Genomic DNA, 25012 nt, shown 5'->3' with positions numbered 1-25012 from the left:
CTTCCCGGTGATCAGAGGTTGATCATGTGGCCGGCGAGGCCGTGGAACGCCTCCTGCAGGCCCTCCGAGAGCGTGGGGTGCGTGTGCACGTTGCGTGCCGCCTCCAGCGCCGTGAGATCCCACTTCTGCGCGAGCGTGAGTTCGGGGAGGAGCTCCGAGACGTCGGGGCCGATGAGGTGGCCGCCGAGCAGCTCGAGGTGCTCGGCATCCGCGATCAGCTTCACGAAGCCCACCGGCTCGCCCAGACCGTTGGCCTTGCCGTTGGCCGAGAAGGGGAACTTCGCGACCTTGACGTCGTAACCGGCGTCGCGGGCCTGCTGCTCTGTGAGACCGAACGAGGCGACCTGCGGCGAGCAGAATGTCGCACGGGGCATGTTGCGGTAGTCGCCGAGCGTCTGCGTCTCCGCCTTGCCGATGGTCTCGGCGGCGACGACGCCCTGCGCCTCGGCCACGTGGGCGAGCTGGAGCTTGGCGGTGACGTCACCGATGGCGTAGACGCCCTCGACGTTGGTGCGCATGTAGTCGTCGATCTCGATCGCACCACGGTCGGTCAGCTTCACGCCGGTCTTGTCGAGTCCGAAGCCCTCGACGCGCGGGGCGAAGCCGATCGACATGAGGACCTTGTCGGCCTCGATCTGACCCTTCGCGCCGTCGGAGTTCGCGGAGTACGACACGGTGACCTTGTCGCCGGAGTCGACGACGGACTCGACCTTGGTCGAGGTGAGGATCTCGATGCCGTACTTCTTGTACTGCCGCTGGATCTCCTTCGAGACCTCGACGTCCTCGTTGGGAAGGGCGCGGTCGAGGAACTCGATGATCGTGACCTTGACGCCGTAGTTGCTCAGGACGAACGCGAACTCCATGCCGATGGCGCCCGCACCGACGATGACGATGGAGTCCGGCAGCTCGCGGGTGAGGATCTGCTCCTCGTAGGTCACGACGTTCTCGCTCAGGGTGACGCCGGGGAGCAGTCGCACGGTCGAGCCGGTCGAGATGATGACGTTGTCGGCGGTGACGGTTTCGGTCGAGCCGTCGGTCTTGGTGACCTCGATGGTCTTCGCGTCGACGAAGGAGCCGCGACCCTCGTACTCGGTCACCTTGTTCTTCTTCATGAGGAAGTGGATGCCCTTGACGTGGGTGTCGGCGACCTTGCGGCTGCGATCCCATGCCGTACCGAAGTCGAAGTTCACGTCGCCGCTGATGCCGAACAGGTCGGCCTTGTGCGTGAAGGTGTGCGCGAGGTCGGCGTTCTTCAGAAGAGCCTTGGAGGGGATGCAGCCCACGTTGAGGCAGACACCGCCCCAGTACTTCTCTTCGATGATGGCGGTGGACAGTCCGAGCTGTGCGGAGCGGACGGCCGCGACATAGCCGCCGGGGCCGGCACCGAGGATGACGACGTCGTAGTGAGGCATGTCTCCAGCCTAGTCCGCCGCGGGTGCCCTCACTCCTTCGTCGCACCCCGTCGGCCGCGCACGATGGCGACGGCGATGACGACGCCGACGGCGATGAAGATGATCGCGCCACCGACCGCATACGGGACCGCGTTGAAGCCCTCGGAGGACCCTTCCGCCTGCTCTGCGAGGGTTTCGCCGCACTGTTCTGCGGCGGCGACCTTGCCGTCCTCTCCGACGGAGAACGTGTACTCGTCCGAGATCGGGTGACCGTCGCTCGAGACGACCCGCCACTGCACGAGGACAGCGCCCTCGACCGGACCATCGATCGCCTGCGAGACGGTGTTGCCCTCGATCGTCGGATCGCCGGTGGCGACGTTCGTGCAGGCCTCGTCGTAGACCGCGAACTGCGTCGCCCCGGGTTCGGTCGACGGCGCGTCGCTGAAGGTGAGGGTGATGCTGTCCGGGGTGGTTCCGGCGATCTCGTCCGCGGTCGGATCCGACGAGAGCAGTTCGTCGTGGGCGGATGCCGCGGGTGCCGGAACGAGCAGCAGCAGAGCGGCGACGGTCGCGGCGACGACACCTGCGCGCCGGGACGTGGGGCGTGTGCGGGAGGACATGAGCGAGAGGGTAGCCCGCGCACCTCCGGCAGCGGTCACCCTGTCGTCGACGGCGAGAGGCCGCTACCATGCGTCGGCGAGGGCGGGACTTCTTGTGTCCCGGGGGCTGTGTGCGCCAGGCTACCCAGGCGGGGTTCCGATCGACGCCCGACGATGGGCGGGGAATCGTCGTCGGCGCGCTCTCGAACCGGGACGCCCGGCATCCGAGAGCATGACCGATCGGTTACTGTGGAAGAAGGAGGACATCGTGGACGACACTCAGCGACCGAACGGCGACATCCATCGGGGTGCCGAGACGTCCGCGCACCCGCGACTCGTGGACTCGACGCAGACTTTCGGGCATGACTCCGATCTGTCCTTCGTGCCGTTCGGGGCCGAGTTGACGGCCGCCGAGGTCGAGGCGATCAACGCCCTCCCCGCACGTGCCGCCCTTCTCATCGTGCGGTCCGGTCCGACCGCAGGTGCTCGATACCTGCTCGACACGGACGTCACGACCGTCGGGCGCCACCCCGAGGCCGACATCTTCTTCGACGACGTCACCGTCTCGCGTCGTCACGCCGAGATCACGCGCACGGGATCGACTTTCGAGCTCATCGACCAGCGCTCGCTCAACGGCACCTACGTCAACGGGGAGCGCGTCGACCGTGCGACGCTCACGGACGGCGCCGAGGTCCGGGTGGGCAAGTTCCGTCTCAACTTCTTCATCGCCCCCGCCGAGCGGGCGATCAGCGCGTGAGTCCGGCCGCCGCGACCCGGGGACGAGCAGCGTCCTCCGGGTCATTGAGCATCGGCCAGGTCCTCGCACGGTTGAGTCCCGAGTTCCCGGCCCTCACCGCCAGCAAGCTCAGATTCCTCGAGGTGCAGGGCATCGTCACCCCGGTCCGGACGGATTCCGGCTATCGCAAGTTCTCGTCGGCGGACGTCGACCGGCTGCGCACGGCATTGACGATGCAGCGAGACTTCGGCATCCCGCTGGCCCGCATCCGGGAGTACCTCGAGGAGCACGGCGACGAGGTCGCCCCGGCGCCCCCGGCCTCGATCGTCCAGACGACGCGACGCTATCGGAGGGACGAGCTGATCGCGGCGGCCGGCGCCACGACGGGGCTGATGAACGAGGCGGTCTCGGCCGGACTGATCGGCGCGGCCGAGTCCTTCGACGACCGCGCCCTCGGCATCCTCCGTTCCCTCGTCGCCCTGAACGCTCACGGCATCCAACCGCGTCACGTCCGGACGATCCGCCAGAGCGTCGAACGCGAGGTCTCGCTCATCGAGAGCGCGATCGCCCCGTTGCTGCGCCGCACGGACGCCGGCTCCCGTGCGCAGGCCAGTGAGACCGCCCCGGAACTCGCGCGTCGGCTGGAGGAGATCCGTCAGGTCTTCGTGAACGCCGCGCTCGAACGACTGACGCCGTGACGGGCGTTCGCGACACGCCGACACCCCCGAGCCGGATGTCGTTGCCGCAGACCCTTCCCTCCTTTAGCGTGGAATCACCACTCACCTGCAGGAGGCCTCGATGACCGCGCACGACGCGCTGGGCGAGCAGAAGTTCTCGACCGAACTCCTGTTCACCGACGGCCTCCCGGAGATGGATGACGAAGTCGGTTACCGCGGTGCTCAGGCAGCCCGCGCCGCAGGCATCACCTACCGGCAGCTCGACTACTGGGCACGCACTGAACTCGTCGAGCCCACCGTCCGTGGTGCGAGCGGCTCCGGTTCGCAGCGGCTCTACGGCTTCCGCGACATCCTTGTGCTCAAGCTCGTCAAGCGTCTGCTCGACACGGGCATCTCGCTCCAGCAGATCCGCATCGCCGTCGATCAGCTGCGCGCGGCCGGTATCCGCGATCTCGCCGGCACGACCCTGATGAGCGACGGTGCATCCGTCTACCTCTGCACGTCGAACGACGAGGTCATCGACCTCGTGAGCCGCGGTCAGGGCGTGTTCGGCATCGCCGTGGGCAAGGTTCTGCGTGAGGTCGAGACGACCCTCGTCGACTTCGACGCGCAGCAGCCCGAGCAGATGGACGAGCTCGCCGCTCGTCGCGCCGCACGCACGGCCTGATGCCGCTCCGGATGCCGAGAGGCATCCTGCTTCCCGTGGCCTGACGGCTCAGGCGGGAGACGACGCCGTTCCGGCGACCGGGATCCGACCCGTCCGGACGATCCGATCCAGCAGCGAGTCGAAGTCGGCTGCGAGCTCCTGCGCGGAGTCGCCGGGCCAGATGTGAAGGGGCTTCGCCGCGCCCTGCGCCTGCTGCAGCGAGGTGCGCTCGGGCAGCTGGGGGGTGAGCACGAGCGGGCCGAACATGTCGCGGAGTTCCTTGATCCGGAACTGGTGCTCGATGGATTGCGGGCGCACGCGGTTCACGACGATGCCGAGGGGCTGCAGCCGGGGCGAGAGACCGCGCCGGATCTCCTCGATGGCGCGCAGAGCGCGGTCGGCGGCGGCGACGGAGAAGAGTCCCGGTTCCGTGACAACGACGACACGATCGGATGCCGCCCACGCCGTGCGGGTCAGAGCGTTCAACGACGGCGCGCAGTCGATCAGGACGAGGTCGTAGTCGGCCTCGATGGTCGCGAGAGCCTCCTCGAGCTTCCACACGTCGCGGACGCTCGGGTGCGGGCCGTCGAAGTTGATGGCCGACGGGCTGCCGATCATCACGTCGATCGTGCCGGGGTGGACCTTCGCCCAGCCGCTCGAGGTGATCGCCTGACGGACGACCTTCTCTTTCGGGTTCGCGAGGACGTCGGCGATGTTCAGCCGCCCGGCGACCTGGATGTCCATGCCCGTCGACACGTCGGACTGCGGGTCAAGGTCGACGACAAGGGTCCGTACCCCGCGCGCGAACGCCGCGGAGGCGAGGCCCAGGGTCACGGTCGTCTTGCCGACGCCACCTTTGAGGGAGCTGACGGAGAGTACGTGCACAAGGCTCAACGTTACCGTCCCCTAGGCTGTGAGGGTACTCAGCCCGTACCTCGGTGGCCTCGGCGCAGCGGCCCCGCACCTGACAGAGGTGATGAGCATGTTTCGCAAGATCCTGGTCGCCAATCGCGGAGAGATCGCCATCCGCGCATTCCGTGCCGCGTATGAGCTGGGTGCTCGGACCGTGGCCGTCTTCCCCTACGAAGATCGCTACTCGCTGCACCGGCTGAAAGCCGACGAGGCGTACCAGATCGGCGAGGTCGGACACCCGGTGCGGGCCTACCTCGACGTCGACGAGATCATCCGCGTCGCTCTCGAATGCGGTGCCGATGCGATCTACCCCGGATACGGGTTCCTGTCCGAGAATCCCGAACTCTCGGCGAAGGCCGCAGCGAACGGCATCGCCTTCATCGGCCCGTCGTCCACCGTTCTGGAGATGGCGGGCAACAAGGTCACAGCCAAACAGCACGCCATCAAGGCGGGTGTCCCGGTGCTCCGTTCGACCGATGCCTCCGACGACATCGACGCCCTCGTCGCGCAGGCGGACGGGATCGGCTTCCCGATCTTCGTCAAGGCCGTCGCAGGCGGCGGCGGACGAGGAATGCGGCGCGTCGAGCACCCCGATGCTCTTCCGCCCGCGCTGTCGGAAGCCATGCGGGAGGCCGGCAGCGCGTTCGGCGATCCCCGCGTGTTCCTCGAGCAGGCCGTGCAACGGCCACGCCACGTCGAGGTGCAGATCCTCGCCGACAAGACCGGCGACACGGTTCACCTCTTCGAGCGGGACTGCTCCGTGCAGCGCCGCCACCAGAAGGTCGTCGAGATCGCCCCCGCACCGAACCTGGCGGACGAGGTCCGCCGGAGTCTGCACGCATACGCGGTCGCGTTCGCCGAATCGATCGGGTACGAGAACGCGGGCACGGTCGAGTTCCTCCTCGAGACGGCGGGTCCTCGCGCCGGAGAAGTCGTCTTCATCGAGATGAACCCGCGCATCCAGGTGGAGCACACCGTGACCGAAGAGGTCACCGATGTCGATCTCGTGCAGTCGCAGATGCGGATCGCGGCGGGGGAGACCCTCGATGACCTCGGCCTCCGTCAGGAGCAGATCCACCTCCGCGGCGCTGCGCTCCAGTGCCGCATCACGACGGAGGACCCGGCTCACGGCTTCCGGCCCGACATGGGCAAGATCACGACCTATCGTTCGCCCGGCGGTGCCGGCATCCGTCTCGACGGCGGGACGACCGCCGCGGGCTCGCAGGTCAGCCCGCACTTCGACTCCATGCTCTCGAAGCTCACCTGCCGAGGCCGCGACTTCGAGGCGGCGGTGGTCCGCTCGCGTCGCGCGTTGGCCGAGTTCCGTATCCGCGGGGTGTCGACGAACATCCCGTTCCTTCAGCGCGTGCTGGACGACCCGGCTTTCGTCGCCGGCGACCTCAGCACCGCGTTCATCGACGAGCGGCCCGAGCTGGTGATCGGACGCGAGTCGAAGGATCGGGGCTCGAAGATCGTGTCCTGGCTCGCCGACGTCACGGTCAACCGTCCGAACGGTGACAGCCCGGTCCACACCGACCCCGGCGCCAAGCTCCCCGCCGTCGACCTCGATGCCGCCGCGCCGGCGGGGTCGCGTCAGCGGCTGCGCGAACTCGGTCCGCGTGGCTTCGCCGAGGCGCTCCGCGCGCAGTCGGGTCTGGCCGTGACCGAGACGACCTTCCGCGACGCGCACCAGTCGCTGCTCGCGACCCGGGTGCGGACGAAGGATCTCGTGCGCGTCGCGCCGTACGTCGCGCGGCTCACCCCTCAACTCCTCTCGGTTGAGGCCTGGGGCGGGGCGACCTACGACGTCGCGCTGCGGTTCCTGGGCGAGGACCCGTGGGAGCGGCTAGATGCGCTCCGATCGTCGTTGCCCAACGTCGCTATCCAGATGCTGCTGCGCGGGCGCAACACGGTCGGATACACGCCGTACCCCACCAAGGTCACGGATGCGTTCGTCGCTGAGGCCGCGGCATCCGGTGTGGACATCTTCCGCATCTTCGACGCACTGAACGATGTCGCGCAGATGCGCCCGGCGATCGACGCCGTTCTCGCGACCGGCACGTCCGTCGCCGAGGCAGCCGTCTGCTACACCGGAAACCTCCTCGACCCCGCCGAGGACCTCTACACGCTCGATTACTACCTGCGTCTGGCTGAACAGGTCGTCGACGCCGGTGCACACATCCTCGCGGTGAAGGATATGGCGGGGCTCCTGCGCCCCGCCGCCGCGTCGAAGCTCGTCAGCGCTCTGCGCGAGCGCTTCGACCTGCCCGTCCACGTGCACACGCACGACACCGCGGGCGGGCAGCTCGCGACGCTTCTCGCAGCCAGCGCCGCGGGCGCGGATGCCGTCGACGCGGCGGCCGCACCGATGTCGGGCACGACGAGCCAGCCGTCGCTGTCCGCCCTGGTCGCAGCATTGGCGGACACCGATCGCGACACCGGCCTGGACCTGCAATCGGTCTCGGACCTCGAGCCCTACTGGGAGGCCGTCCGCAATCTGTACGCGCCTTTCGAGTCGGGCCTTCCCGGTCCCACCGGGCGCGTCTACCATCACGAGATCCCCGGCGGGCAGCTCTCGAACCTCCGTCAGCAGGCCATCGCCCTCGGGCTGTCGGAGGACTTCGAGCTCATCGAGGACATGTACGCCGCAGCCGACCGCATCCTCGGTCGCGTTCCGAAAGTGACGCCGTCGTCCAAGGTCGTCGGCGACCTCGCCCTGCACCTCGCGGCCGTGAAGGCCGACCCTGCGGACTTCGAGGCGAACCCCGAGAAGTACGACGTGCCCGATTCGGTCGTCGGGTTCATGGCAGGGGAACTCGGAGACCTGCCCGGAGGTTGGCCGGAGCCGTTCCGCTCGAAGGTGCTCGCGGGCCGCTCGATCAAGCCGGGAGTGGCAGAGATCTCCGCCGACGACACGGCGGCGCTCGATGCGGACTCGGCCACGCGCCGGGACAAGCTCAACCGTCTGCTGTTCCCCGCGCCGACCAAGGCCTTTCACGAAGTCCGCGAGACCTACGGCGACCTGAGCGCCCTCGACACGATCGACTATCTGTACGGGATGCGTCCGGGCCAGGAGCACGTCGTCGAGATCGAGCGGGGAGTCCAGCTCTATGTCGGCTTGGAAGCCGTCGGTGAGGTCGACGACAAGGGGATGCGGACGGTCATGGCGACTCTGAACGGCCAGCTCCGCCCGGTCACCGTGCGCGACCGTTCCGTCGCCGTCGAAGCGCGTCAGGCCGAGAAGGCCGACACGTCGAAGCCCGGCCAGGTCGCGGCTCCCTTCTCCGGTGTGGTCACGATCAAGGCCGACGAGGGGATGAAGGTCCGCGCCGGCGAACCCGTGGCATCCATCGAGGCGATGAAGATGGAGGCCGCCATCGCCGCCCCGGTGGACGGCGTCGTGGAGCGCGTCGTGATCCCCACGACCGCGCAGGTGGAGGCGGGAGACCTTTTGCTCGTGGTCCGTCCCGCGGACTAACCTGGTGCGTCGGGCTTCTCAAGCCCCGAGATCCACCAGGAGTGACCCCCGTGATGCGTGAGCGCGACAACGAGACGTCGGACGACGTCGACAACGGTGTGCTCGAGCGCACCGACAACCTCGAGACGACCGGCATCGGCATCGTCGACGGTGCGACTGCGCAGATCGACCTCGCGTTGCCGCCTCTCTCGGACGGGGACGAGGACTACATCGACGATGAGGATGCCGCAGTGTCGGCCGATGAGCACGAGCCCGCTCTCGACGAGGCCGCGCCGAGCGACGACGATCCCGTCGTGGACGCAGACGCCGTCGTCGAGGGAGAACGCCCCGAGACAGCCCCCGACTCCGAGGCACCCGATGCGCAGACCCCGGTCGGGCACGAAGCCGCCGGGTCGGACGATGTCGTCGACGCGGAGATCGTGACGCCGGTGACGACGACGGCGGTGTCCACGCAGACCGGGTCCACGCGTCGCGCCATGCATCTTGCCGCGGCGGGCGACAAGCACGCTCTCGAACGGGTCCGCGGCGCACGCGTCGAGGAGCAGCCCCTGCAGTCCCGTCGCCTCGACCAGTTCGGCGCCGACCGCGAGAGCCCCGACCTGCTCACGGCGGACCGGCTCATCGACCGCTCGCGTGTCGCCGCTTCCGAGCCCGGGGGACTGTGGCAGCGCTTCGTCTACGGCGCGACCGGGCGCCGCGTCATCCTCGCGGACAGCGCTCGGGTCCGTGCGCGCAAAGAGCTGAGTCGTCGCATCTCGGCACCCCTCACGGGCGGTGCGAAGTTCGTTCCCGTGCTCTCGCGCAAGGGCGGTGTCGGGAAGACGAGCGTCACCACGCTGCTGGGCATGGCTCTCGCCGACGCGCGCGAGGACCGCGTCATCGCGGTCGACGCGAACCCCGATCGCGGCACCCTCGCCGAGCGGATCGAGCGTTCTAGTGGGAAGACCGTCCGCGACCTCGTCCGTTCGCGCTCTGAGGTGACGGGCTTCAATGATCTGTCCGCCATCGTCGCGCGGGACGAGACCCGACTCGACATCCTCGCCTCCGACGCCGATCCCCACCTGTCCGAGGCGTTCAGCGACCGCGACTACCACGACGTGGCGGCGATCGCGGCCCACTACTACTCGATCGTCCTCACCGACAGCGGCACGGGGATCGTCCACTCCGTGATGGATGCGACCCTCGAACTCGCCGACCAGCTGCTCATCGTGGCCGGTCGCAGTGTCGACGAGGCGAAGCTCGCCTCCGAGACGCTGTCGTGGTTGGAGTCGAACGGCTACGCGGAACTCGCCCGCACCGCCGTGGTGGTCCTGAACACGTCCCGTCCCGGCGCCAGCCTCGTGCGTCCGAGCGAGTTGGAGGCGCACTTCCGCACTCGTGTGCGTGCCGTGGTGACGATCCCGTACGACGCGCACATCGCAACCGGCGGTCCGATCTCGTTCCGCGGTCTGTCCGCGTCGACACGGCTCGCGGCTCGTGAGCTCGCCGCCGTCGTCGTGGAGGGGCTGCGGCCCGCGGGGGTGGCGCGCTGATGTCGGTCCGTCCGATCCGCCTGTTCGGCGACCCTGTGCTCCGAAGCGTCTGCGCCCCGATCGATGAGATCGACGAGGGCGTCCGCCGACTGGTGACCGATCTCGTCGACTCGGTCGCGGAGCCGGGCCGTGCCGGTGTCGCCGCTCCCCAGATCGGTGTGGGTCTGCGGGCCTTCAGCTACAACGTCGACGGCGTGATCGGGTACGTGCTGAACCCCGTCCTCGAGGTCGCGGGGGACCCGGTGCCGACGGGAGAGGGATGCCTCTCCGTTCCGGGCCTCTGGCACGACGCGATCCGACACCCCTGGGCTCGGGTCACGGGGATCGACCTAAGCGGTGACGAGATCATCGTCGAGGGTGAGGGTCTCCTGGCGCAGGCGCTCCAGCACGAGTGCGATCACCTCGAGGGGATGCTCTACCTCGACCGGCTCCCGAAGGACGTGCGCCGTCAGGCGATGCGTGAAGTGCGGGAATCCGACTGGTTCTGATCCGCACACGACGGAAGGCCCCGGTTCCCGGGGCCTTCCGTCGTTCGGCTCAGTGGCCGAGCGAGATGTTCGTCGTCGACACGTTCGCCTGGTAGAGCTCGTCGATGTCTGCAGCGAAGTCCGACAGGATGACGTTGCGCTTGATGCTCATCTTCGGCGTGAGATGGCCGGATGCCTCGGTCCACTCGGTGTCCAGGATCACGAACTTGCGGATCGACTCCGCTCGCGACACCGACGTGTTCGCTCGGTCCACCGCCGTCTGAACCTCGGCGAGAACCTTCGGGTGGGTGATGATCTGCGACATCGGCATGTCGGCGGAGAGGCCGTTGTTCGACATCCACGTCGGCAGCATTTCGCGGTCGAGCGTGACGAGCGCCCCGATGAAGGGCTTCTGGTCGCCCACGACGACGACCTGCCCGACGATCGGATTCGCGCGGATCGGATCCTCGAGGACGGCCGGCGCGACGTTCTTGCCGCCCGCGGTGACGATGATCTCCTTCTTGCGGCCGGTGATCGTGAGGTAGCCCTCCGAGTCGAACGTGCCGATATCGCCGGTGCGGAACCACCCGTCGTCGAACGCCGCAGCGGTCGCTTCGGGGTTGCGCCAGTACTCCTTGAACACGTTGACGCCGCGGACCTCGATCTCGCCGTCATCCGCCAGCCGCACACCCACCCCGGGGAGAGCCGGACCCACTGTGCCGATCTTCGACTTCGTTGCGAGGTTGACGGTCGCGGGTGCGGTGGTCTCGGTCAGTCCGTATCCCTCGAGGATCTGGACACCGAGGCTGTGGAAGAAGTGGCCGAGCCGTGAGCCGAGAGGTGCGGATCCCGACACGGCGTGCTGGACCCGGCCGCCCATCGCCGCACGCAACTTGCTGTAGACGAGGCGGTCGAACAGCGCGAACTTGACCTTCATCCCGAGAGGGACCTTCTCGCCGTCCTGCAGGCGGCGCGAGTGCTCGACGGCGACAGCCGCGGCGGCGCGGAAGATCTTGCCCTTCCCGCCGGCCTCGGCCTTCTGCTCAGCGGAGTTGTAGACCTTCTCGAACACGCGCGGTACCGCGAGGAGATACGTGGGCCTGAACGACCCCAGCCCGGCGAGGAGCTTCGTGGTGTCGGGCTCGTGGCCCGTCTTCACCCCGCCGTGGATGTTGAGGATGGAGATGAAACGCGCGAACACGTGGGCGAGCGGGAGGAACAGGAGCGTCGAGGCCCCCGGCTGCTCGACGACCTCATGCAGGGCCTTTGCCGAGTTGCGCGACAGTTCGACGAAGTTCTTGTGCGTGAGGACGCAGCCCTTCGGTCGCCCCGTCGACCCGGACGTGTAGATCAGGGTTGCGATGTCGTCGGAGTTCGCCAGGGTCCGGCGTCGTTCGATCTCCTCGTCGGTGACCTCCGCGCCGTTCTTGCGCAGGGTGTCGAGGTCGCCGGACTGCATGGTCCACACCTCGCGCAGGAGCGGGACCTCCGAGCGGATCTCTGCCACGCGTTCCGCGTGCACGGAACTCTCGACCACCATGGCGACGGCGCCGGAATCGCTGAGGATCCAGTTGATCTGCGACGGCGAGCTGGTCTCGTACACGGGAACCATGACGGCCCCGGCGAAGAAGAGGGCGAAATCGACGAGCGTCCAGTCGTACGTCGTGCGGGCCAGGAACGCCACCTTGTCGCCGGGCTCGATGCCGCTCGCTGCGAAGCCCTTCGCCAGGGCGAGCACCTCTCGGTGGAACTCCGCTGCGCTGATGTCGCGCCATCCGGTTCCGTCGGGGACGGCGAAGAGGGCCAGCGAGGGGCTCGCCTTCACCCGGTCGACCAGGATGTCCGAGGTGTTCGCGGTCGGGTCCGCGGGGACGACAGCGGGGACGTCGAATTGAACGGCGCTCATGGGCGGCAACTCCTTCGGTACCGGGTGGCGTCAGGTGCGACCGAGTCTAGGGCATCGTGATCCCCGATCCCACGGCGGCAGCGGGATGCGCGGCCCCGTTAGACTCACGGATGCCGTGCCTCCCCGCACGCGCGGAGAGGAGTGGCGTGCTCAACGTCGGCATCGACATCGGTGGGACCAAGATCGCCGGCGGCATCGTCGACCCGGACGGCGTCATCGTCGACCGCCGCCGCGTGCCCACCCCCGCCGACCCCCACGCCTTGGCCGATGCCGTCGCGGGAATGGTCGATGAGCTGGTCGCGGATCGCGTGGTCCATGCTGTCGGCGTCGCCGCAGCGGGCTTCATCGATGAGAGCCGTTCCGTGATCCTCCACGCCCCCAACATCGACTGGACGGACGAGCCGCTCCGCGACGAGCTCGAGCGCCGCATCGGGCGACCCGTGACGCTCGAGAACGACGCCAACGCGGCCGGGTGGGGCGAGTTCCGCTTCGGAGCCGGACGCGATGTCGCCGACATGGTCATGATCACCCTCGGTACCGGCGTCGGTGGCGCCGCGATCATCGCCGGCGAGCTCCTCATGGGCGGCAACGGCATCGGGGGCGAGCTCGGCCACATCCGCTTCGAACGCGGCGGCCGCCCCTGCGGATGCGGACAGAACGGGTGCCTGGAGCAGTATGCGTCGGGTCGTGCTCTGCAGCGGGAGGCGGCCGACATCGCCGCGTCCGGTACGCGGGGCGCAGCCCTGGCAGCAGCCCGCACCGCCGAGGGCATCGTGCCGGCAGCCGCGATGGAAGCGCTGATCGCCGCCGGCGACGCAGGAGCGCTGGAAGCCGTCGATCGCGTCGCAACGGCGTTGGGGGAGGCGTGCGGCGGGTTCCAGGCGGTGCTCGACCCGGCACTGTTCGTGATCGGCGGCGGGGTCGCCGACCTGGGCGAGCACCTGCTGCACCCCGTACGCGAGGCGTACGCGACGGCGCTTCCCGGCTACGGCGAGCGGCCCATCGCGTCGTTCGCCATCGCCACCCTCGGCAACGACGCCGGTCTCATCGGCGTCGCCGACCTCGCGGGCGGCCGGGTCTGAGATGATCTACTGGGTCCTGAAATACCTGATCATCGGACCGATCGTGAAGGCGATCTTCCGTCCGTGGATCGTGGGACGCAGCAACATCCCGGCCTCCGGGGCCGCCATCATCGCCAGCAACCACCTCTCGGTGAGCGACTCCATCTTCCTGCCGCTCATGATCGACAGGTCCATGTCGTTCCTCGCGAAGAGCGACTACTTCACCGGCACAGGGCTCAAGGGGTGGGCGACCCGGGTCTTCATGCAGGGCACGGGTCAGATCCCCATCGACCGCACCGGCGGAAAGGCGTCCGAGGCATCCCTCAACACCGGCCTGCAGGTGCTCGGACGCGGTGACATCCTCGGGATCTACCCCGAGGGCACCCGCAGCCCGGACGGCAAGCTCTACCGCGGGCGGACCGGCCTCGCGCGCATGGCGCTGACCGCCCGGGTGCCCGTGATCCCGGTCGTGATGATCGGAACCGACGAGGTCATGCCGATCGGCCGGTCGATTCCGCGGGTCGGACGCGTCGGCATGGTGATCGGCGAGCCGCTCGACTTCAGCCGGTTCTACGGCATGGAATCCGACCGCTTCGTGCTGCGTTCGGTGACCGACGAGATCATGGTCGCGTTGCAGCGTATGGGGGAGCAGGAGTACGAGGACGTCTACGCCTCGACGGTCAAGGACCGCCGTCGCTCGAACGCCTCCTGAGGCGGCGTCACACGGCCGACGGCCTCCGCCCTCGTCGGTAGAATGACCGGATGCCCACTCCTCTCGACCACTGGCGCTCGCTCCCGATCAAGCAGCAGCCGTTGTGGCCCGACGCGGATGCGGTCGCGGCCGTCTCCGCCGAGATCGCGACCCTCCCGCCGCTCGTCTTCGCCGGTGAGGTCGACAACCTCCGTGCGCGCCTCGCCAAGGCGGCATCCGGTCAGGCCTTCCTGCTCCAGGGCGGCGACTGCGCCGAGACCTTCGCCGGCGCGACCGCGCAGCAGATCCGGGATCGGATCAAGACGGTCCTCCAGATGGCTGTCGTCCTGACCTACGGTGCGTCGATGCCCGTCGTGAAGATGGGCCGTATGGCGGGCCAGTTCGCCAAGCCCCGTTCGAGCGACACCGAGACCCGCGGCGACGTCACGCTGCCGGCGTACCGCGGCGACATCGTCAACGGCTACGACTTCACCGAGGCGTCGCGGACGGCCGACCCGCAGCGGCTGCTGAAGGGGTACCACACCGCAGCCTCGACGTTGAACCTCATCCGCGCGTTCACACAGGGTGGCTTCGCGGATCTGCGCGAGGTCCACAGCTGGAACCAGGGCTTTGCGAAGAACCCCGCCAACCAGCGCTACGAGCGCCTCGCGGGGGAGATCGACCGCGCCATCAAGTTCATGGAGGCCGCGGGCGCGAATTTCGACGAGCTTCGCGGCGTCGAGTTCTACACCGGCCACGAGGGTCTGCTCATGGACTACGAGCACCCGATGACCCGGATCGACTCGCGCACCGGCACGCCGTACAACACGTCGGCCCACTTCCTCTGGATCGGCGAGCGAACGCGTGAGCTCGACGGAGCCCACGTCGACTACTTCTCGAAGATCCGCAACCCGATCGGCGTGAAGCTCGGTCCGTCGACCACGCCCGCGACCGCGCTCGAGCTCATCGACAAGCTCGATCCCGAGCGCGAGCCCGGGCGTCTCACCTTCATCACCCGGATGGGCGCCGGCAAGATCCGCGACGCGCTGCCGCCGCTGCTGCAGGCCGTGAAGGACGCCGGCGCGACCCCGCTCTGGGTCACGGACCCGATGCACGGCAATGGCATCACGACGCCCACGGGCTACAAGACGCGGCGATTCGACGACGTGGTCGACGAGGTCCGCGGCTTCTTCGAGGCTCATCGAGCCGTCGGGACCTTCCCCGGCGGCATCCACGTCGAACTCACCGGTGACGACGTCACTGAGTGCCTCGGCGGCTCGGAGATGATCGACGAGGCGACGCTGGCGACGCGCTACGAGTCGCTGTGCGACCCGCGCCTGAACCACATGCAGTCGCTCGAGCTCGCTTTCCTCGTCGCCGAGGAGCTCGGCAAGCGCTGACGCGCATCGCGAAGGCCCGGCGGTCGAGACCGTCGGGCCTTCGTCGTTCTCGGGGAGCGGATGCCGGATCTCAGCCGAACGGCTGGAACTGCGGCGTGAGGCTGATCGTGGTGCCCGGACGCTGCAGGGTGCCGCCCTCGGGGGTCATGGAGCGGACTCGATAGACGTCCCAGTAGCGTCCGCCGAGGGGGATCTCGGCGTCCTCGATGTTCGGGTTGACCTTGAATCCGGCCGACTGGAGCCGTTCGACGGCGGTGCGCACGGTCTCCCCGACGACGTCGGGGACCTCGACGGGCCTCGGTCCGTCGGAGACGACGACGGTGATGGTCTCGCCCTGCTGCCACGAGCCGCCACCGGGTCGGTCTTCGACGCGGATGACGACGTCGTCGGCCACCGAGCTGCTGTATTCGCGCTTCTCATCGACCTTCATGCCGACGTCCGTCAGGGTGGCGGATGCCTCGTCTCCGGTCTGTCCGACGACATCGGGGAGTGAACCCAGCGACACCCGCAGCTCGGCGCGAGACCCTTGGAGAACGGAGCATCCCTCGGTGCACTCGACGGGGTCGGCGGCGCCGGCCTGCGTGACGTACACCCGGACGATCCGATCCGCGGCGAAGGTCGTGAAGTACTTCTTGACCGCGGCGACCTCGATGTTCTGCTCCTGCAGGAGCGTCTCGACCTCGCTGCGGGTCTTGTCCTGCAGTGCCGGGAGCTCAGCGGTAGCCGGGCCCGATGAGATGTTCACCGTGACGGTGGCATCGCGGTCGAGGAAGGTCCCGGGGTCGGGATCGGTGCCGATGGTCTGCCCGGCGGGGACGGTGAGGCTGTGCACGTCGGTCCGCTTCGCGATGAGCGCATTGTCCGCGAGGACGTTCCGGGCGTCGTCGAAGCTCATCCCCTCGACGACGGGAACGGAGACGAGCGAGCCGGGCCCTGACCCGAACCACCACCCGGCGCCGCCGGCCGCTGCGGCGAGGAGGAGGACGACGGCGAGGAGCCAGCCCCCTTTCACGGCGTTGCGGTGGGAGCGTCGACGCAGTCGGGTGGCGTTGTCGATCTCGGTGGTGACGCTGGGGGCGGTGAAGGTCCCCGGCATGACGCGGGTGACTTCGTCGGAGTCGAGGGAGTCGTCGACGACCACCCTCGATCCGGCGGGCGTTGAGCGAACGACCTGGGGGAAGACCCCGAGCTGCTTCTCGATCTCGCGCAGACGCTCCAGCATCTCGCGAGCATCCGTCGGGCGGTCCTCTGGGGCGCGTTCCGTGGCCCACAGGACCAACTCGTCGAGCTGTTCGGGCACGGCGGGGTTCTTGACGCTCGGTCGGGGGACCGAGTGCGTCGCGTGCTGGTAGGCGATCTGCATCGGCTGCTCGCCCTTGTACGGCTGCTCGCCGGTGAGCATCTCGTAGAGCATGATGCCGAGGGCGTAGATGTCGCTGCGTGCATCCGCCGTCCCGCGGGTGACGAGCTCAGGGGCGAGGTAGGCGATGGTGCCGAGGAGCATCTGCCCCGTGGCGGTGTTCGCACTCGTTGCGCGTGCCAGGCCGAAGTCGCCGATCTTGATCCGGCCGTCCTCGGCGAGCAGGACGTTCTCCGGCTTCACGTCTCGATGCACGATGCCCGCGCGGTGCGCGGCGGACAGACCCGCGAGGATCGCGTCCATGATCGTGATCGTCTGAGGGAGTGTGAGCCGTTTCTGCTCGCGGAGGAGCTCGCGGAGCGTGATGCCGGGCAGGTACTCCATGACCAGGTAGGCCATCTCGCCGTCCTGGCCCTGATCGAAGACGTTGACGACGTGCGGATCCGCCAGTCGTGCGGCGGACCGGGCCTCCTGGATGAACCGGTTCTGGAAGACGGTGTCGTCCGAGAGGTGGCCGTGCATGACCTTGAGCGCGACGCGGCGTTCGAGGCGAAGGTCGGTGGCGACGTAGACCGTGGCCATCCCGCCCCGGGCGATGCGACCGCGGACGCGATACCTACCGTCGACCAGGTGGCCGATCAGCGGGTCGGTCTGCGGGGTGGCGGTCACGTCAGAAGTCTACGGAGCGCATCCTGCGAGCCCGGGTAACGGCGCACCCCTCTCGGTCCGGATGCACGATCACCCGTACAGGTCGAGCCAGCGGTAGGCCTCGTCCTTCCACGGTCCGTAGCGCTCCGGGTACGCGGAGATCTGCACGGCCTGCGCGGCGTCCCCGAATGCCATGTCCTCCCAGCCCTCGATGTCGAGGAGGCCGCGCGTGCGATCGCCGTTCGGGTCGGCGGGCCCGCCGAAGAACGCCGCGGCGGAGCGACGGGGGTCGCGGATCTGCGCCTCGTTCCCCCAGCCGGCGCTCGGCCGCTGCTGGAACAGACCGACCGAGTCGCGGTCGCCGCCGTCGAGGTTGCGGATCCAGGACTCGACCATCGCCGTCGCCAGGGCGATGGCGATGCCGTCTCGCGAGACGCCGCGATCTCGACCGACCTGGATGATGGTTCGGACGTTCGCGATCTGCTCGGCATCCAACTCGGTTCGCGCGGGGCGGGATTCGGCCGCGGCGGCACGAGCGGCGGCAGTGGGGATCCGGAGTTTCTGTCCCGGGTAGATGATGGATGCCTCGTCGAGGCCGTTCGCATCGAGGAGGCGCGCGAGGCTGGTGCCGCTCTCCGCAGCGATCGCCCAGAGCGTCTCGCCCGCGGACACCTCGTGAACAGGACCCGCTGCCGCACGCGGGGCAGGCGTCGTGTTCGTCGCCGCCGCGCGCTGCGCCTTCAGTTCGCCGACCCGCAGCTTCTGGCCGGGGTGGATGATCGACGAGGTTCCGAGATCGTTGGCGCGCACGAGCGACGCGACGCTCATCCCGTGACGCTTCGCGATGGACCAGAGGGTGTCGCCGGAACGGACCGTGTAGGCCGGTGCGGTTCTGGCCGCGGGCTGCGAGGGCGCGGCATCCGTCCTCTCGGTTTTCGGCCCGAGCCTGAGGACGTCGCCCGGGTGGATGACGGAACGCCATCCGAGATCGTTCCACGCGAGCACGTCCGCCGTGCGGACGCGGTTCGCCGCGGCGATCGCGCTGACCGTCTCGCCTCGCGCGACGACGTGCGTCCGGACCGCCCTGCTCGCCGCGGGGGTTCCCACCACAGTCTTCGCGTGCACCGGCGCAGCGGGGGAGACGTGCACCTTGGCCGACAGCGGTTCGGGAGCGGAGCGCTCGTGATCGTCCGCGATGGCTGCGTCGATCGGGATCAGCGACAGCGAGAGCGCGATCGATCCGACCACGGCGGGAGCGCCTCTGCGACGCAGGGCAGGGGGCATGACGTCGTTCCTGTGCACAGGTGTTCCTTCATTCGGTCCCAGATCGGTGATTCCCCCTCCGAAACCGTGACACGCCGCTGTGACTGCTGTCAATCAATGATGTTCGTGGGACGGGTGTGAAGGAAAAGGGGTCCCGCGAGTCGCCGCGTCGGATGCGATAGTTGTGGAGTGAGTTCTGTGACGCCCGTGTCCACCGATTGGCTGAGTCTTCCCGAACTGGTCGACCTGACCGGAGAGCCGCTGGGCCGCGTGAGGCGGATGCTCGACGAGCACCAGCTCGTCGCATCCCGCCGGTTCGGCGCGCCGCGTGTTCCCTCCGTCTTCCTCGTGGACGGGGCGCCCATCTCGTCACTGCGGGGGACGATCATCGTTCTGCAGGACGCCGGTTTCACCGATGACGAGGCCATCGACTGGCTTCTGGCACCGGAGGAGACCATCGGCCACCCCCCGATCGAGGCGCTCCGCCAGGGCCGCAAGAGCGAGGTGCGGCGGGTCGCGCAGACCCTCGCCTGACGGCATAGACGGCCTGACGGCGCGGATGGCTGCGGATCAGGCGGCGCGCACCGTCGCGGCCCGTGCGAGGTCGCGGAGATCGCTCACCGCAGCGTGGCCGAGGCGAGCCCCGCGGAGCGCGCGGTCGGCCTCCGTCGCCCAGTCTGCGATCAGCTGCTCGACCCGGGCGAGCGCGCCGGTGTCCACGATCGTCTGCTGCAGATGCGTCACCTGCTCGGGCGTCAGGTCCTGCTCGCCGATGAGCTCGTCGAAGACGCGAAGCGCTCCAGAGGAGAGGGCAGCACGGGCGTAGGCGATGAGCAGCGTGCGCTTCCCCTCACGCAGGTCGTCGCCCACAGGCTTGCCCGTGATCGCGCTGTCGCCGAACACCCCGAGCACGTCGTCACGAAGCTGGAACGCGAGGCCGATGGGGTGTCCGAACGCCGCCAGCGCTCGGTACTGCTCGGCATCGGCGTCGGCGAGCGCGGCGCCGAGCTGCAGGGGATGCTGCACGCTGTACCGCGCGGACTTCAAGGAGGCCACACGCAGTGCTCGATCGGGGTGGGTGTCGACGGGGGCCGCGACGTAGGCGGACTCCTCCGCGACATCGAGGAATTGACCGATCGTCACTTCGCGCCGCATCCGCGCGAACTCCGTCCGGGCGCGGTGCGCGCGGGAGATCTCGACGTCGGCCAGACCCTCCTCGAGGAGGTCGTCGCTCCACGCCACCAGGAGGTCGCCCAGAAGGATTGCTGCGGACCGGCCGAACTCGGCGGCTTCGCCCGCCCATTCGTTTGCACGGTGCTCGGCCTCCCACGCGCGGTGGGATGCCGGGCGGCCGCGCCGTGTATCGGAGCGATCGATGACATCGTCGTGCACGAGCGCCGCGGCGTGGAAGATCTCCAGCGCCGCCGAGGCGGCGATCACGGCCTCCGGCGTGGTCGGCGTCGCGCCGTTCGCCGTGGCGACCGCCCGCCAGCCGGCGAGGCAGAACCTGGCTCGGAACGCCTTGCCGCCGGTCGCCGCGGCAGCGCCGGAGGCGACGAACGCTCGCGCCTCGTCGCCGAAATCGGAAGCAGCGTCGCGCTGCGCCCCGAGGAACCTCTCGACTCGCTGGGAAACGGCGACGATCGGGTCGTGAGGGGAGGACACAGGCCTAGCCTAGTGATCACGCGGACGCGTACACTTGTCGGACCGACCCGAGGGGGATGCATGCCACTGTCAGAGCAGGAGCAGCGTCTGCTGGACGAGATGGAACGCCATCTCATGCGCAACGACGCCGATGTTGTCAGCGCGGACCGTGGAGCGGCCCCGCTCAGCTACCGCAACATCGTCTACGGGTCCGTCCTCGTACTCCTGGGTATCGCCGGCCTCGTCGTCGGCGTCGCGACGTCGCTCATCGTCATCGGCGTGATCGCCTTCGTCGTCATGGTCGGCGGGGTCGTTCTCGCCTTCACGCCGGCCAAGGGGGCCGCAGCAGCGCGCACCGCCACGGGAACGCGCAAGCCCCGTGCGGCGAAAGCGCCCGCATCCGCCTCCTTCATGGATCGCATGAACGACCGCTGGGACCGCCGCAACGACGATCGCTGATCCTCACCCTCCACCTCGCTCCACCTCTGAAGCACCGACCTCCGGGTCGGTGCTTTTTTTGTGCCCGCGCACCCGAGCGGTACCACCCCGCGGTCGCCCGGTGGTGCGGCAGGGATGCGGCACACCGCGTAACCGTCGCATAGTGGAGGAAAGTGGAGTAAAGTGGCGTCATCCTGGAGCGGGCCGGACGAAGGGGGTGACCGAGCGATGTTGTTGGGCACCCACACCCCCAAGCTGGACGACAAGGGCCGGGTCATCCTCCCCGCCAAGTTCCGCGACGACCTCGGCTCCGGCGTCGTGGTCACCCGAGGCCAGGAGCGCTGTCTCTACGTGTTCAGCTCGGCCGAGTTCGAGCGGGTCTACGAGCGCATCCGTGAAGCACCGCTGACGAACAAGCAGGCGCGCGACTTCCAGCGCATGTTCCTCTCCGGTGCGAGCGCGGAGAAGCCCGATTCCCAGAACCGCATCACGATCCCGCCGCACCTGCGCACGTACGCCGGCCTCGAGCGGGAGCTGATCGTCACCGGTGTCGGCGCTCACGCCGAGATCTGGAACGCGGACGCGTGGAACGCCTACGCCGACAGCAACGAAGACACCTACTCGGACATGGAGCAGGAGGTGATCCCGGGACTCTTCTGATCCTCGACTGCGACTCCCAGCCGCACGCCCTGACGCACTTCCCCGGCGCCAGGTCGGAGCGGATGGGGATCGGGGTCGAGGGTCAGACGGAAACCGAAGGAATCATGGCCCACGACGAGATCCACACCCCCGTCCTGCTCGATCGGTGCGTCGAGCTGCTCGCCCCCTCGCTGCAGCACGACGGCGCCGTCGTCGTCGATGCGACGCTCGGTATGGGCGGGCATTCGGAGGCACTCCTCGAACGCTTCCCGCACGTGCGTCTGATCGGACTCGATCGCGACACGGACGCGCTCCGCATCGCGGGGGAGCGGCTCGCACGCTTCGGCGACCGGGTGGATCTCGTGCACACCGTCTACGACGGCATCGCCGAGGCCATCTCGACCGTGGGCGTCCGTCGCGCCGACGGCATCCTCTTCGACCTCGGTGTCTCGTCGCTGCAGCTCGACGAGGCGGACCGCGGCTTCGCCTACTCGAAGGATGCTCCCCTCGACATGCGGATGGATCAGTCCGCGGGGACCACGGCGGCGGACGTCGTCGCGACCTACGGTGAGGGCGACCTGCGTCGCATCTTCGAGCGTTACGGCGAGGAGAAGCTCGCCGGTCGGTACGCGAGGGCGATCATCGCCGCTCGTCAGGATGCTCCCATCGAGCGGTCCGCCCAGCTCGTCGACATCCTGGTCAGTGCGACGCCGGTGGCCGTTCAGCGCGAGCGCAGCGGCCACCCGGCCAAGCGCGTCTTCCAGGCGCTGCGTATCGAGGTCAACGGCGAACTGGCGGTCCTCGAGCGTGCCCTGCCGGCTGCGCTCGGCATCCTGCCCGTGTCCGGCCGGATCGTCGTCATGTCGTACCAGTCCCTCGAGGACCGTCTCGTGAAGCGCGTGTTCGCGGAGGCGACGAGGTCCACCGCTCCTGCCGGACTCCCGATCGAACCGCCCGAGCACGCTCCCCGATTCCGCCTGCTCACCAAGGGTGCCGAGCTGGCGTCCGACGAAGAGAAGATCCGCAATCCGCGCGCCACCCCCGTCCGGCTGCGCGCGGCCGAGAGAGTGAGGCAGGCGTCATGAGCGCTTCGGCACTGGCCACCACCGTCATCGACAACGCGCCCGGTGAGGTCCTCCTCGGCTCGGCGGCACCCGCTCTGCGACCCGTCGGCCGGCCCGGCTGGGGGGTCGTCGCTCAACCGCGCCGTCGCCCGAGACGTGCGTTCGGAATCATCGCCGTCGCAGGCGCCCTCGCGATCGCCGGCGTGCAGATGGGACTGTCGATCGTCACCACGCAGGACGCGTTCGAGGTGAAGAGCCTCACCGTGCAGCAGCGGGACGTCACGTATCAGAAGAACATCCTCCAGGACGAGGTCGCCGGACTCAGCTCGCCCCAGTTCCTCGCCGCCAACGCTGCGGCGCTCGGTCTCGTCGCCGGTGGTGAGCCGAGCTACATCCGACTGAGCGACGGCACGACACTCGGGCCCACCCGCGGCGCTTCGGATACGTCGTCCATCCAGGCACTCTCGCGGGCGGCGGTGTCCAACGCCCTGGTCGCGGGCGTCCCGCTGGTCACCGACCCCGAGGCGAGCCTCGACACGGGGGTCTCCATCGACAAGAAGCTCCTGGCCGATACGCCGACACCCCCGTCCATCGCCGACGGACTGCCGACCCCCGCCACACACTGAGAACATGACGACTCGAGCAACCCGCAGTCCTCGCCGTCGCACCGTCGTCGCCCTCGCCGTCGTCCTCGTCGTCCTGGTCGCGTTCGTCGCGCGCCTCATCGACATCCAGGTCGTCAACGCCAGCCAGCACGTCGAAGACGCGTTCAGCAAGGGCATGCAGACGACCACGACGCTCGAGGGCGCTCGAGGCACCATCGTCGACGCGAACGGCAATCCGCTCGCCACGAGCATGCTGCGGTACAACGTGGTCGTCGACCCGAAGCTCGCCGAGGCGGGCATGTCCCTCCGCGACGACACCGGCGCGATCGTCAAGAACGATGCCGGAGACACCGTGATGGTCACGTGGCCGGAGATCGCTGCCGAGATCGCCACTGTGACCGGGCAGAGCGCCGACGAGGTCCGCGCGCTCGTCGACGACGCATACGCGAAGAACCCCGAGAGTCGATACCAGGTGATCAGGAGGCTGGTGTCGACGGCGGAGTTCCGCGAGCTCGACGATCTCGGCATCCCCTTCCTCTCCTTCGAACCGGTCGCCTCGCGGTCGTACCCCGACGGTGCGGTCGCGGGGAACATCATCGGCTTCGTCGGTTCGGACGGCGAGCCCCTCGAGGGCGTCGAGAAGCTCCAGGACTCGTGCCTCGAACCCACGAGCGGGAGCATCAAGTACCAGCGGGGCGCGAACGGCGTGACGATCCCCGGCACGGCCGTGGAGAAGCCAGCGGTCGACGGCGGCACCCTGAAGCTGACGATCGATTCCGATCTGCAGTGGTACATGCAGCAGCTCATCGCGGAGGAGACCGACCGCTACCAGGCCAACTGGGGCGGAATCCTCGTGATGGAGGTGGCGACCGGCAAGATCCGCGCGATCGCCGAGACCGACTCCGTCGACCCCAACGATCCCGGCGCGAGCAAGGCCGAGGACCGGGGGTCCCGTCTGCTGCGGACCTCCTTCGAGCCCGGCTCGACCTTCAAGCCCGTCACGGCGGCGACGGCGATCGAGCAGGCAGGAGTCACGCCGGGCACGACCGTCACCGTTCCCGACCGCATGGTGTTCTCGAACGGCGCCGTCGTCAACGACTCCGAGAAGCACGCCACGCAGAACCTCACGCTCAACGGCGGTCTCGTGACCTCCTCGAACGTCGCGATGTCGCAATTCGGCGCGATGGTCGATCCCCAGACCCGCTACGACTACCTGAAGAAGTTCGGCGCGGGACAGACGGACGGCCTGGGATGGTCGGGGGAGCCCGAGCGGATCCTGCGACCCGCCGACACCTGGGACAACCAGACGAAGTACGCCACCACGTTCGGACAGGCGTTCACCGTGACCGCTGTCCAGGTCGCGAACGCCTACCAGACCTTCGCAAACGGGGGCGTACGCATGCCGGCGTCCCTGGTCGAATCGTGCACCAAGGCGAACGGCCAGGTCATCGAGCCGAAGCTCGCCGCGCCTGAGCGCGTGATCAAGGAGAAGACCGCGAAGGAGGTGTCCCTCATGCTCGAGAACGTCTTCGCGCAGGGCACGCTCGCCGAGGATGTCGCTCTTCCGGGCTATCGGGTGGGCGGCAAGACCGGCACCGCGCAGATCCCCGACGGGCACGGCGGCTACAAGAAGAACCTGTATTTCACGTCGCTCGTCGGCTTCGCTCCTGCCGACGATCCGAAGTATGTTGTCCTGACGGTCTTCGACGAGCCCAAGAAGCAGCGCATGTCGTCGGCCAACCGCTCGGTGTTCAAGAAGGCGATGGCGCAGGTGCTCACGCACTACCGCATCATGCCGTCGGGTTCGGAGACCCCCCTCCTTCCCGTCACCGACTGAGCCGAGCGCACGAGGAGA

Annotated in this window: 22 protein-coding genes; 15 read left to right on the top strand and 7 right to left on the bottom strand. The window is 68.6% G+C overall.

The features are described from left to right. Nucleotides 1–11 precede the first annotated feature (11 nt). Entirely contained in the window at nucleotides 12–1412 is a 1401-nt protein-coding gene (gene lpdA / locus ACIQLK_RS11270) for a dihydrolipoyl dehydrogenase (protein ID WP_400364869.1), read from the bottom strand. 29 nt (nucleotides 1413–1441) lie between these two features. After that, complete coding sequence (locus ACIQLK_RS11265; protein WP_400364868.1) at nucleotides 1442–2011, bottom strand: copper resistance protein CopC; 570 nt, start codon at nucleotides 2009–2011, stop codon at nucleotides 1442–1444. A gap of 211 nt (nucleotides 2012–2222) precedes the next feature. On the opposite strand from ACIQLK_RS11265, the gene ACIQLK_RS11260 reads away from it, so the two are divergent. The 3 genes from ACIQLK_RS11260 (at nucleotide 2223) to ACIQLK_RS11250 (ending at nucleotide 4070) form a co-directional block, all read left to right on the top strand. After that, nucleotides 2223–2747 carry an FHA domain-containing protein gene (locus ACIQLK_RS11260; protein WP_400364867.1) on the top strand — a complete coding sequence of 175 codons (525 nt, stop codon included), beginning with the start codon at nucleotides 2223–2225 and terminating at the stop codon, nucleotides 2745–2747. After that, nucleotides 2744–3424 carry a MerR family transcriptional regulator gene (locus ACIQLK_RS11255; RefSeq protein WP_400364866.1) on the top strand — a complete coding sequence of 227 codons (681 nt, stop codon included), beginning with the start codon at nucleotides 2744–2746 and terminating at the stop codon, nucleotides 3422–3424. The genes ACIQLK_RS11260 and ACIQLK_RS11255 overlap by 4 nt, the downstream gene beginning before the upstream one ends. Before the next feature lie 100 nt (nucleotides 3425–3524). Beyond that, nucleotides 3525–4070, top strand: coding sequence for a MerR family transcriptional regulator (locus tag ACIQLK_RS11250; protein WP_400364865.1), 546 nt, complete (start codon nucleotides 3525–3527; stop codon nucleotides 4068–4070). Between the two features lie 48 nt (nucleotides 4071–4118). Here the strand turns inward: ACIQLK_RS11250 and ACIQLK_RS11245 are convergent, their stop codons facing one another. Next, nucleotides 4119–4934: a ParA family protein gene (locus tag ACIQLK_RS11245; protein ID WP_400364864.1), complete on the bottom strand. Its 816-nt coding sequence runs from the start codon at nucleotides 4932–4934 to the stop codon at nucleotides 4119–4121. Nucleotides 4935–5031: 97 nt separating this feature from the next. Between ACIQLK_RS11245 and ACIQLK_RS11240 the strand changes: the two genes are divergently transcribed. From ACIQLK_RS11240 to ACIQLK_RS11230, 3 genes are read left to right on the top strand one after another with little or no spacing between them, the layout of a single operon-like run. Then, nucleotides 5032–8439, top strand: coding sequence for a pyruvate carboxylase (locus ACIQLK_RS11240; protein WP_400364863.1), 3408 nt, complete (start codon nucleotides 5032–5034; stop codon nucleotides 8437–8439). 53 nt (nucleotides 8440–8492) lie between these two features. Then, on the top strand, nucleotides 8493–9971 hold the full coding sequence (locus ACIQLK_RS11235) for a MinD/ParA family protein (protein WP_400364931.1): 1479 nt from the start codon (nucleotides 8493–8495) through the stop codon (nucleotides 9969–9971). Continuing rightward, nucleotides 9971–10459 (top strand): peptide deformylase, encoded by a 489-nt coding sequence (locus ACIQLK_RS11230; protein ID WP_400364862.1) that lies wholly within the window; start codon nucleotides 9971–9973, stop codon nucleotides 10457–10459. The genes ACIQLK_RS11235 and ACIQLK_RS11230 overlap by 1 nt, the downstream gene beginning before the upstream one ends. Before the next feature lie 49 nt (nucleotides 10460–10508). Here ACIQLK_RS11230 and ACIQLK_RS11225 read toward each other — a convergent pair whose 3' ends face one another. Continuing rightward, nucleotides 10509–12344 (bottom strand): AMP-dependent synthetase/ligase, encoded by a 1836-nt coding sequence (locus ACIQLK_RS11225; protein WP_400364861.1) that lies wholly within the window; start codon nucleotides 12342–12344, stop codon nucleotides 10509–10511. 146 nt (nucleotides 12345–12490) lie between these two features. Between ACIQLK_RS11225 and ACIQLK_RS11220 the strand changes: the two genes are divergently transcribed. The 3 genes from ACIQLK_RS11220 to ACIQLK_RS11210 are packed head-to-tail and all read left to right on the top strand — an operon-like array spanning nucleotide 12491 to nucleotide 15496. Beyond that, nucleotides 12491–13426 carry an ROK family glucokinase gene (locus ACIQLK_RS11220; RefSeq protein ID WP_400364860.1) on the top strand — a complete coding sequence of 312 codons (936 nt, stop codon included), beginning with the start codon at nucleotides 12491–12493 and terminating at the stop codon, nucleotides 13424–13426. Between the two features lies 1 nt (nucleotide 13427). Beyond that, nucleotides 13428–14117 carry a lysophospholipid acyltransferase family protein gene (locus tag ACIQLK_RS11215; RefSeq protein ID WP_400364859.1) on the top strand — a complete coding sequence of 230 codons (690 nt, stop codon included), beginning with the start codon at nucleotides 13428–13430 and terminating at the stop codon, nucleotides 14115–14117. 50 nt (nucleotides 14118–14167) lie between these two features. Further along, nucleotides 14168–15496, top strand: a complete 1329-nt coding sequence (locus ACIQLK_RS11210) for a class II 3-deoxy-7-phosphoheptulonate synthase (protein ID WP_400364858.1) — start codon at nucleotides 14168–14170, stop codon at nucleotides 15494–15496. 70 nt (nucleotides 15497–15566) lie between these two features. Here ACIQLK_RS11210 and pknB read toward each other — a convergent pair whose 3' ends face one another. Continuing rightward, nucleotides 15567–17525, bottom strand: a complete 1959-nt coding sequence (gene pknB, locus ACIQLK_RS11205; protein ID WP_400364857.1) for a Stk1 family PASTA domain-containing Ser/Thr kinase — start codon at nucleotides 17523–17525, stop codon at nucleotides 15567–15569. Between the two features lie 69 nt (nucleotides 17526–17594). Continuing rightward, a complete protein-coding gene (locus ACIQLK_RS11200) occupies nucleotides 17595–18788 on the bottom strand; it encodes a LysM peptidoglycan-binding domain-containing protein (protein ID WP_400364856.1) in 1194 nt (397 codons plus the stop codon). A gap of 186 nt (nucleotides 18789–18974) precedes the next feature. On the opposite strand from ACIQLK_RS11200, the gene ACIQLK_RS11195 reads away from it, so the two are divergent. After that, complete coding sequence (locus ACIQLK_RS11195) at nucleotides 18975–19301, top strand: Rv2175c family DNA-binding protein (RefSeq protein WP_400364930.1); 327 nt, start codon at nucleotides 18975–18977, stop codon at nucleotides 19299–19301. Between the two features lie 36 nt (nucleotides 19302–19337). On the opposite strand, the gene ACIQLK_RS11190 is transcribed toward ACIQLK_RS11195, so the two are convergent. Then, nucleotides 19338–20432 carry a polyprenyl synthetase family protein gene (locus tag ACIQLK_RS11190; protein WP_400364855.1) on the bottom strand — a complete coding sequence of 365 codons (1095 nt, stop codon included), beginning with the start codon at nucleotides 20430–20432 and terminating at the stop codon, nucleotides 19338–19340. Nucleotides 20433–20492: 60 nt separating this feature from the next. Here ACIQLK_RS11190 and ACIQLK_RS11185 point away from each other — a divergent pair, with 60 nt between their 5' ends. The 5 genes from ACIQLK_RS11185 to ACIQLK_RS11165 all read left to right on the top strand — a co-directional run bounded on the left by ACIQLK_RS11185 (nucleotide 20493) and on the right by ACIQLK_RS11165 (nucleotide 24994). Continuing rightward, nucleotides 20493–20870, top strand: coding sequence for a DUF3040 domain-containing protein (locus ACIQLK_RS11185; RefSeq protein ID WP_400364854.1), 378 nt, complete (start codon nucleotides 20493–20495; stop codon nucleotides 20868–20870). A 207-nt stretch (nucleotides 20871–21077) separates the two neighbouring features. Then, entirely contained in the window at nucleotides 21078–21509 is a 432-nt protein-coding gene (gene mraZ, locus ACIQLK_RS11180) for a division/cell wall cluster transcriptional repressor MraZ (RefSeq protein WP_400364853.1), read from the top strand. A 62-nt stretch (nucleotides 21510–21571) separates the two neighbouring features. Further along, nucleotides 21572–22573 (top strand): 16S rRNA (cytosine(1402)-N(4))-methyltransferase RsmH, encoded by a 1002-nt coding sequence (gene rsmH, locus ACIQLK_RS11175; protein WP_400364852.1) that lies wholly within the window; start codon nucleotides 21572–21574, stop codon nucleotides 22571–22573. Continuing rightward, entirely contained in the window at nucleotides 22570–23178 is a 609-nt protein-coding gene (locus tag ACIQLK_RS11170) for a hypothetical protein (RefSeq protein ID WP_400364851.1), read from the top strand. Before rsmH ends, ACIQLK_RS11170 begins: the two co-directional genes overlap by 4 nt. Nucleotides 23179–23182: 4 nt before the next feature. Further along, on the top strand, nucleotides 23183–24994 hold the full coding sequence (locus ACIQLK_RS11165) for a peptidoglycan D,D-transpeptidase FtsI family protein (protein WP_400364850.1): 1812 nt from the start codon (nucleotides 23183–23185) through the stop codon (nucleotides 24992–24994). Nucleotides 24995–25012 lie beyond the last annotated feature (18 nt).

It is taken from the genome of Microbacterium sp. NPDC091382 (assembly GCF_044757025.1).
Taxonomy (GTDB): domain Bacteria; phylum Actinomycetota; class Actinomycetes; order Actinomycetales; family Microbacteriaceae; genus Microbacterium.
The sequence above is the reverse complement of the archived record's forward strand: the minus strand, read 5'-3'. Positions and strand labels throughout refer to the sequence as shown.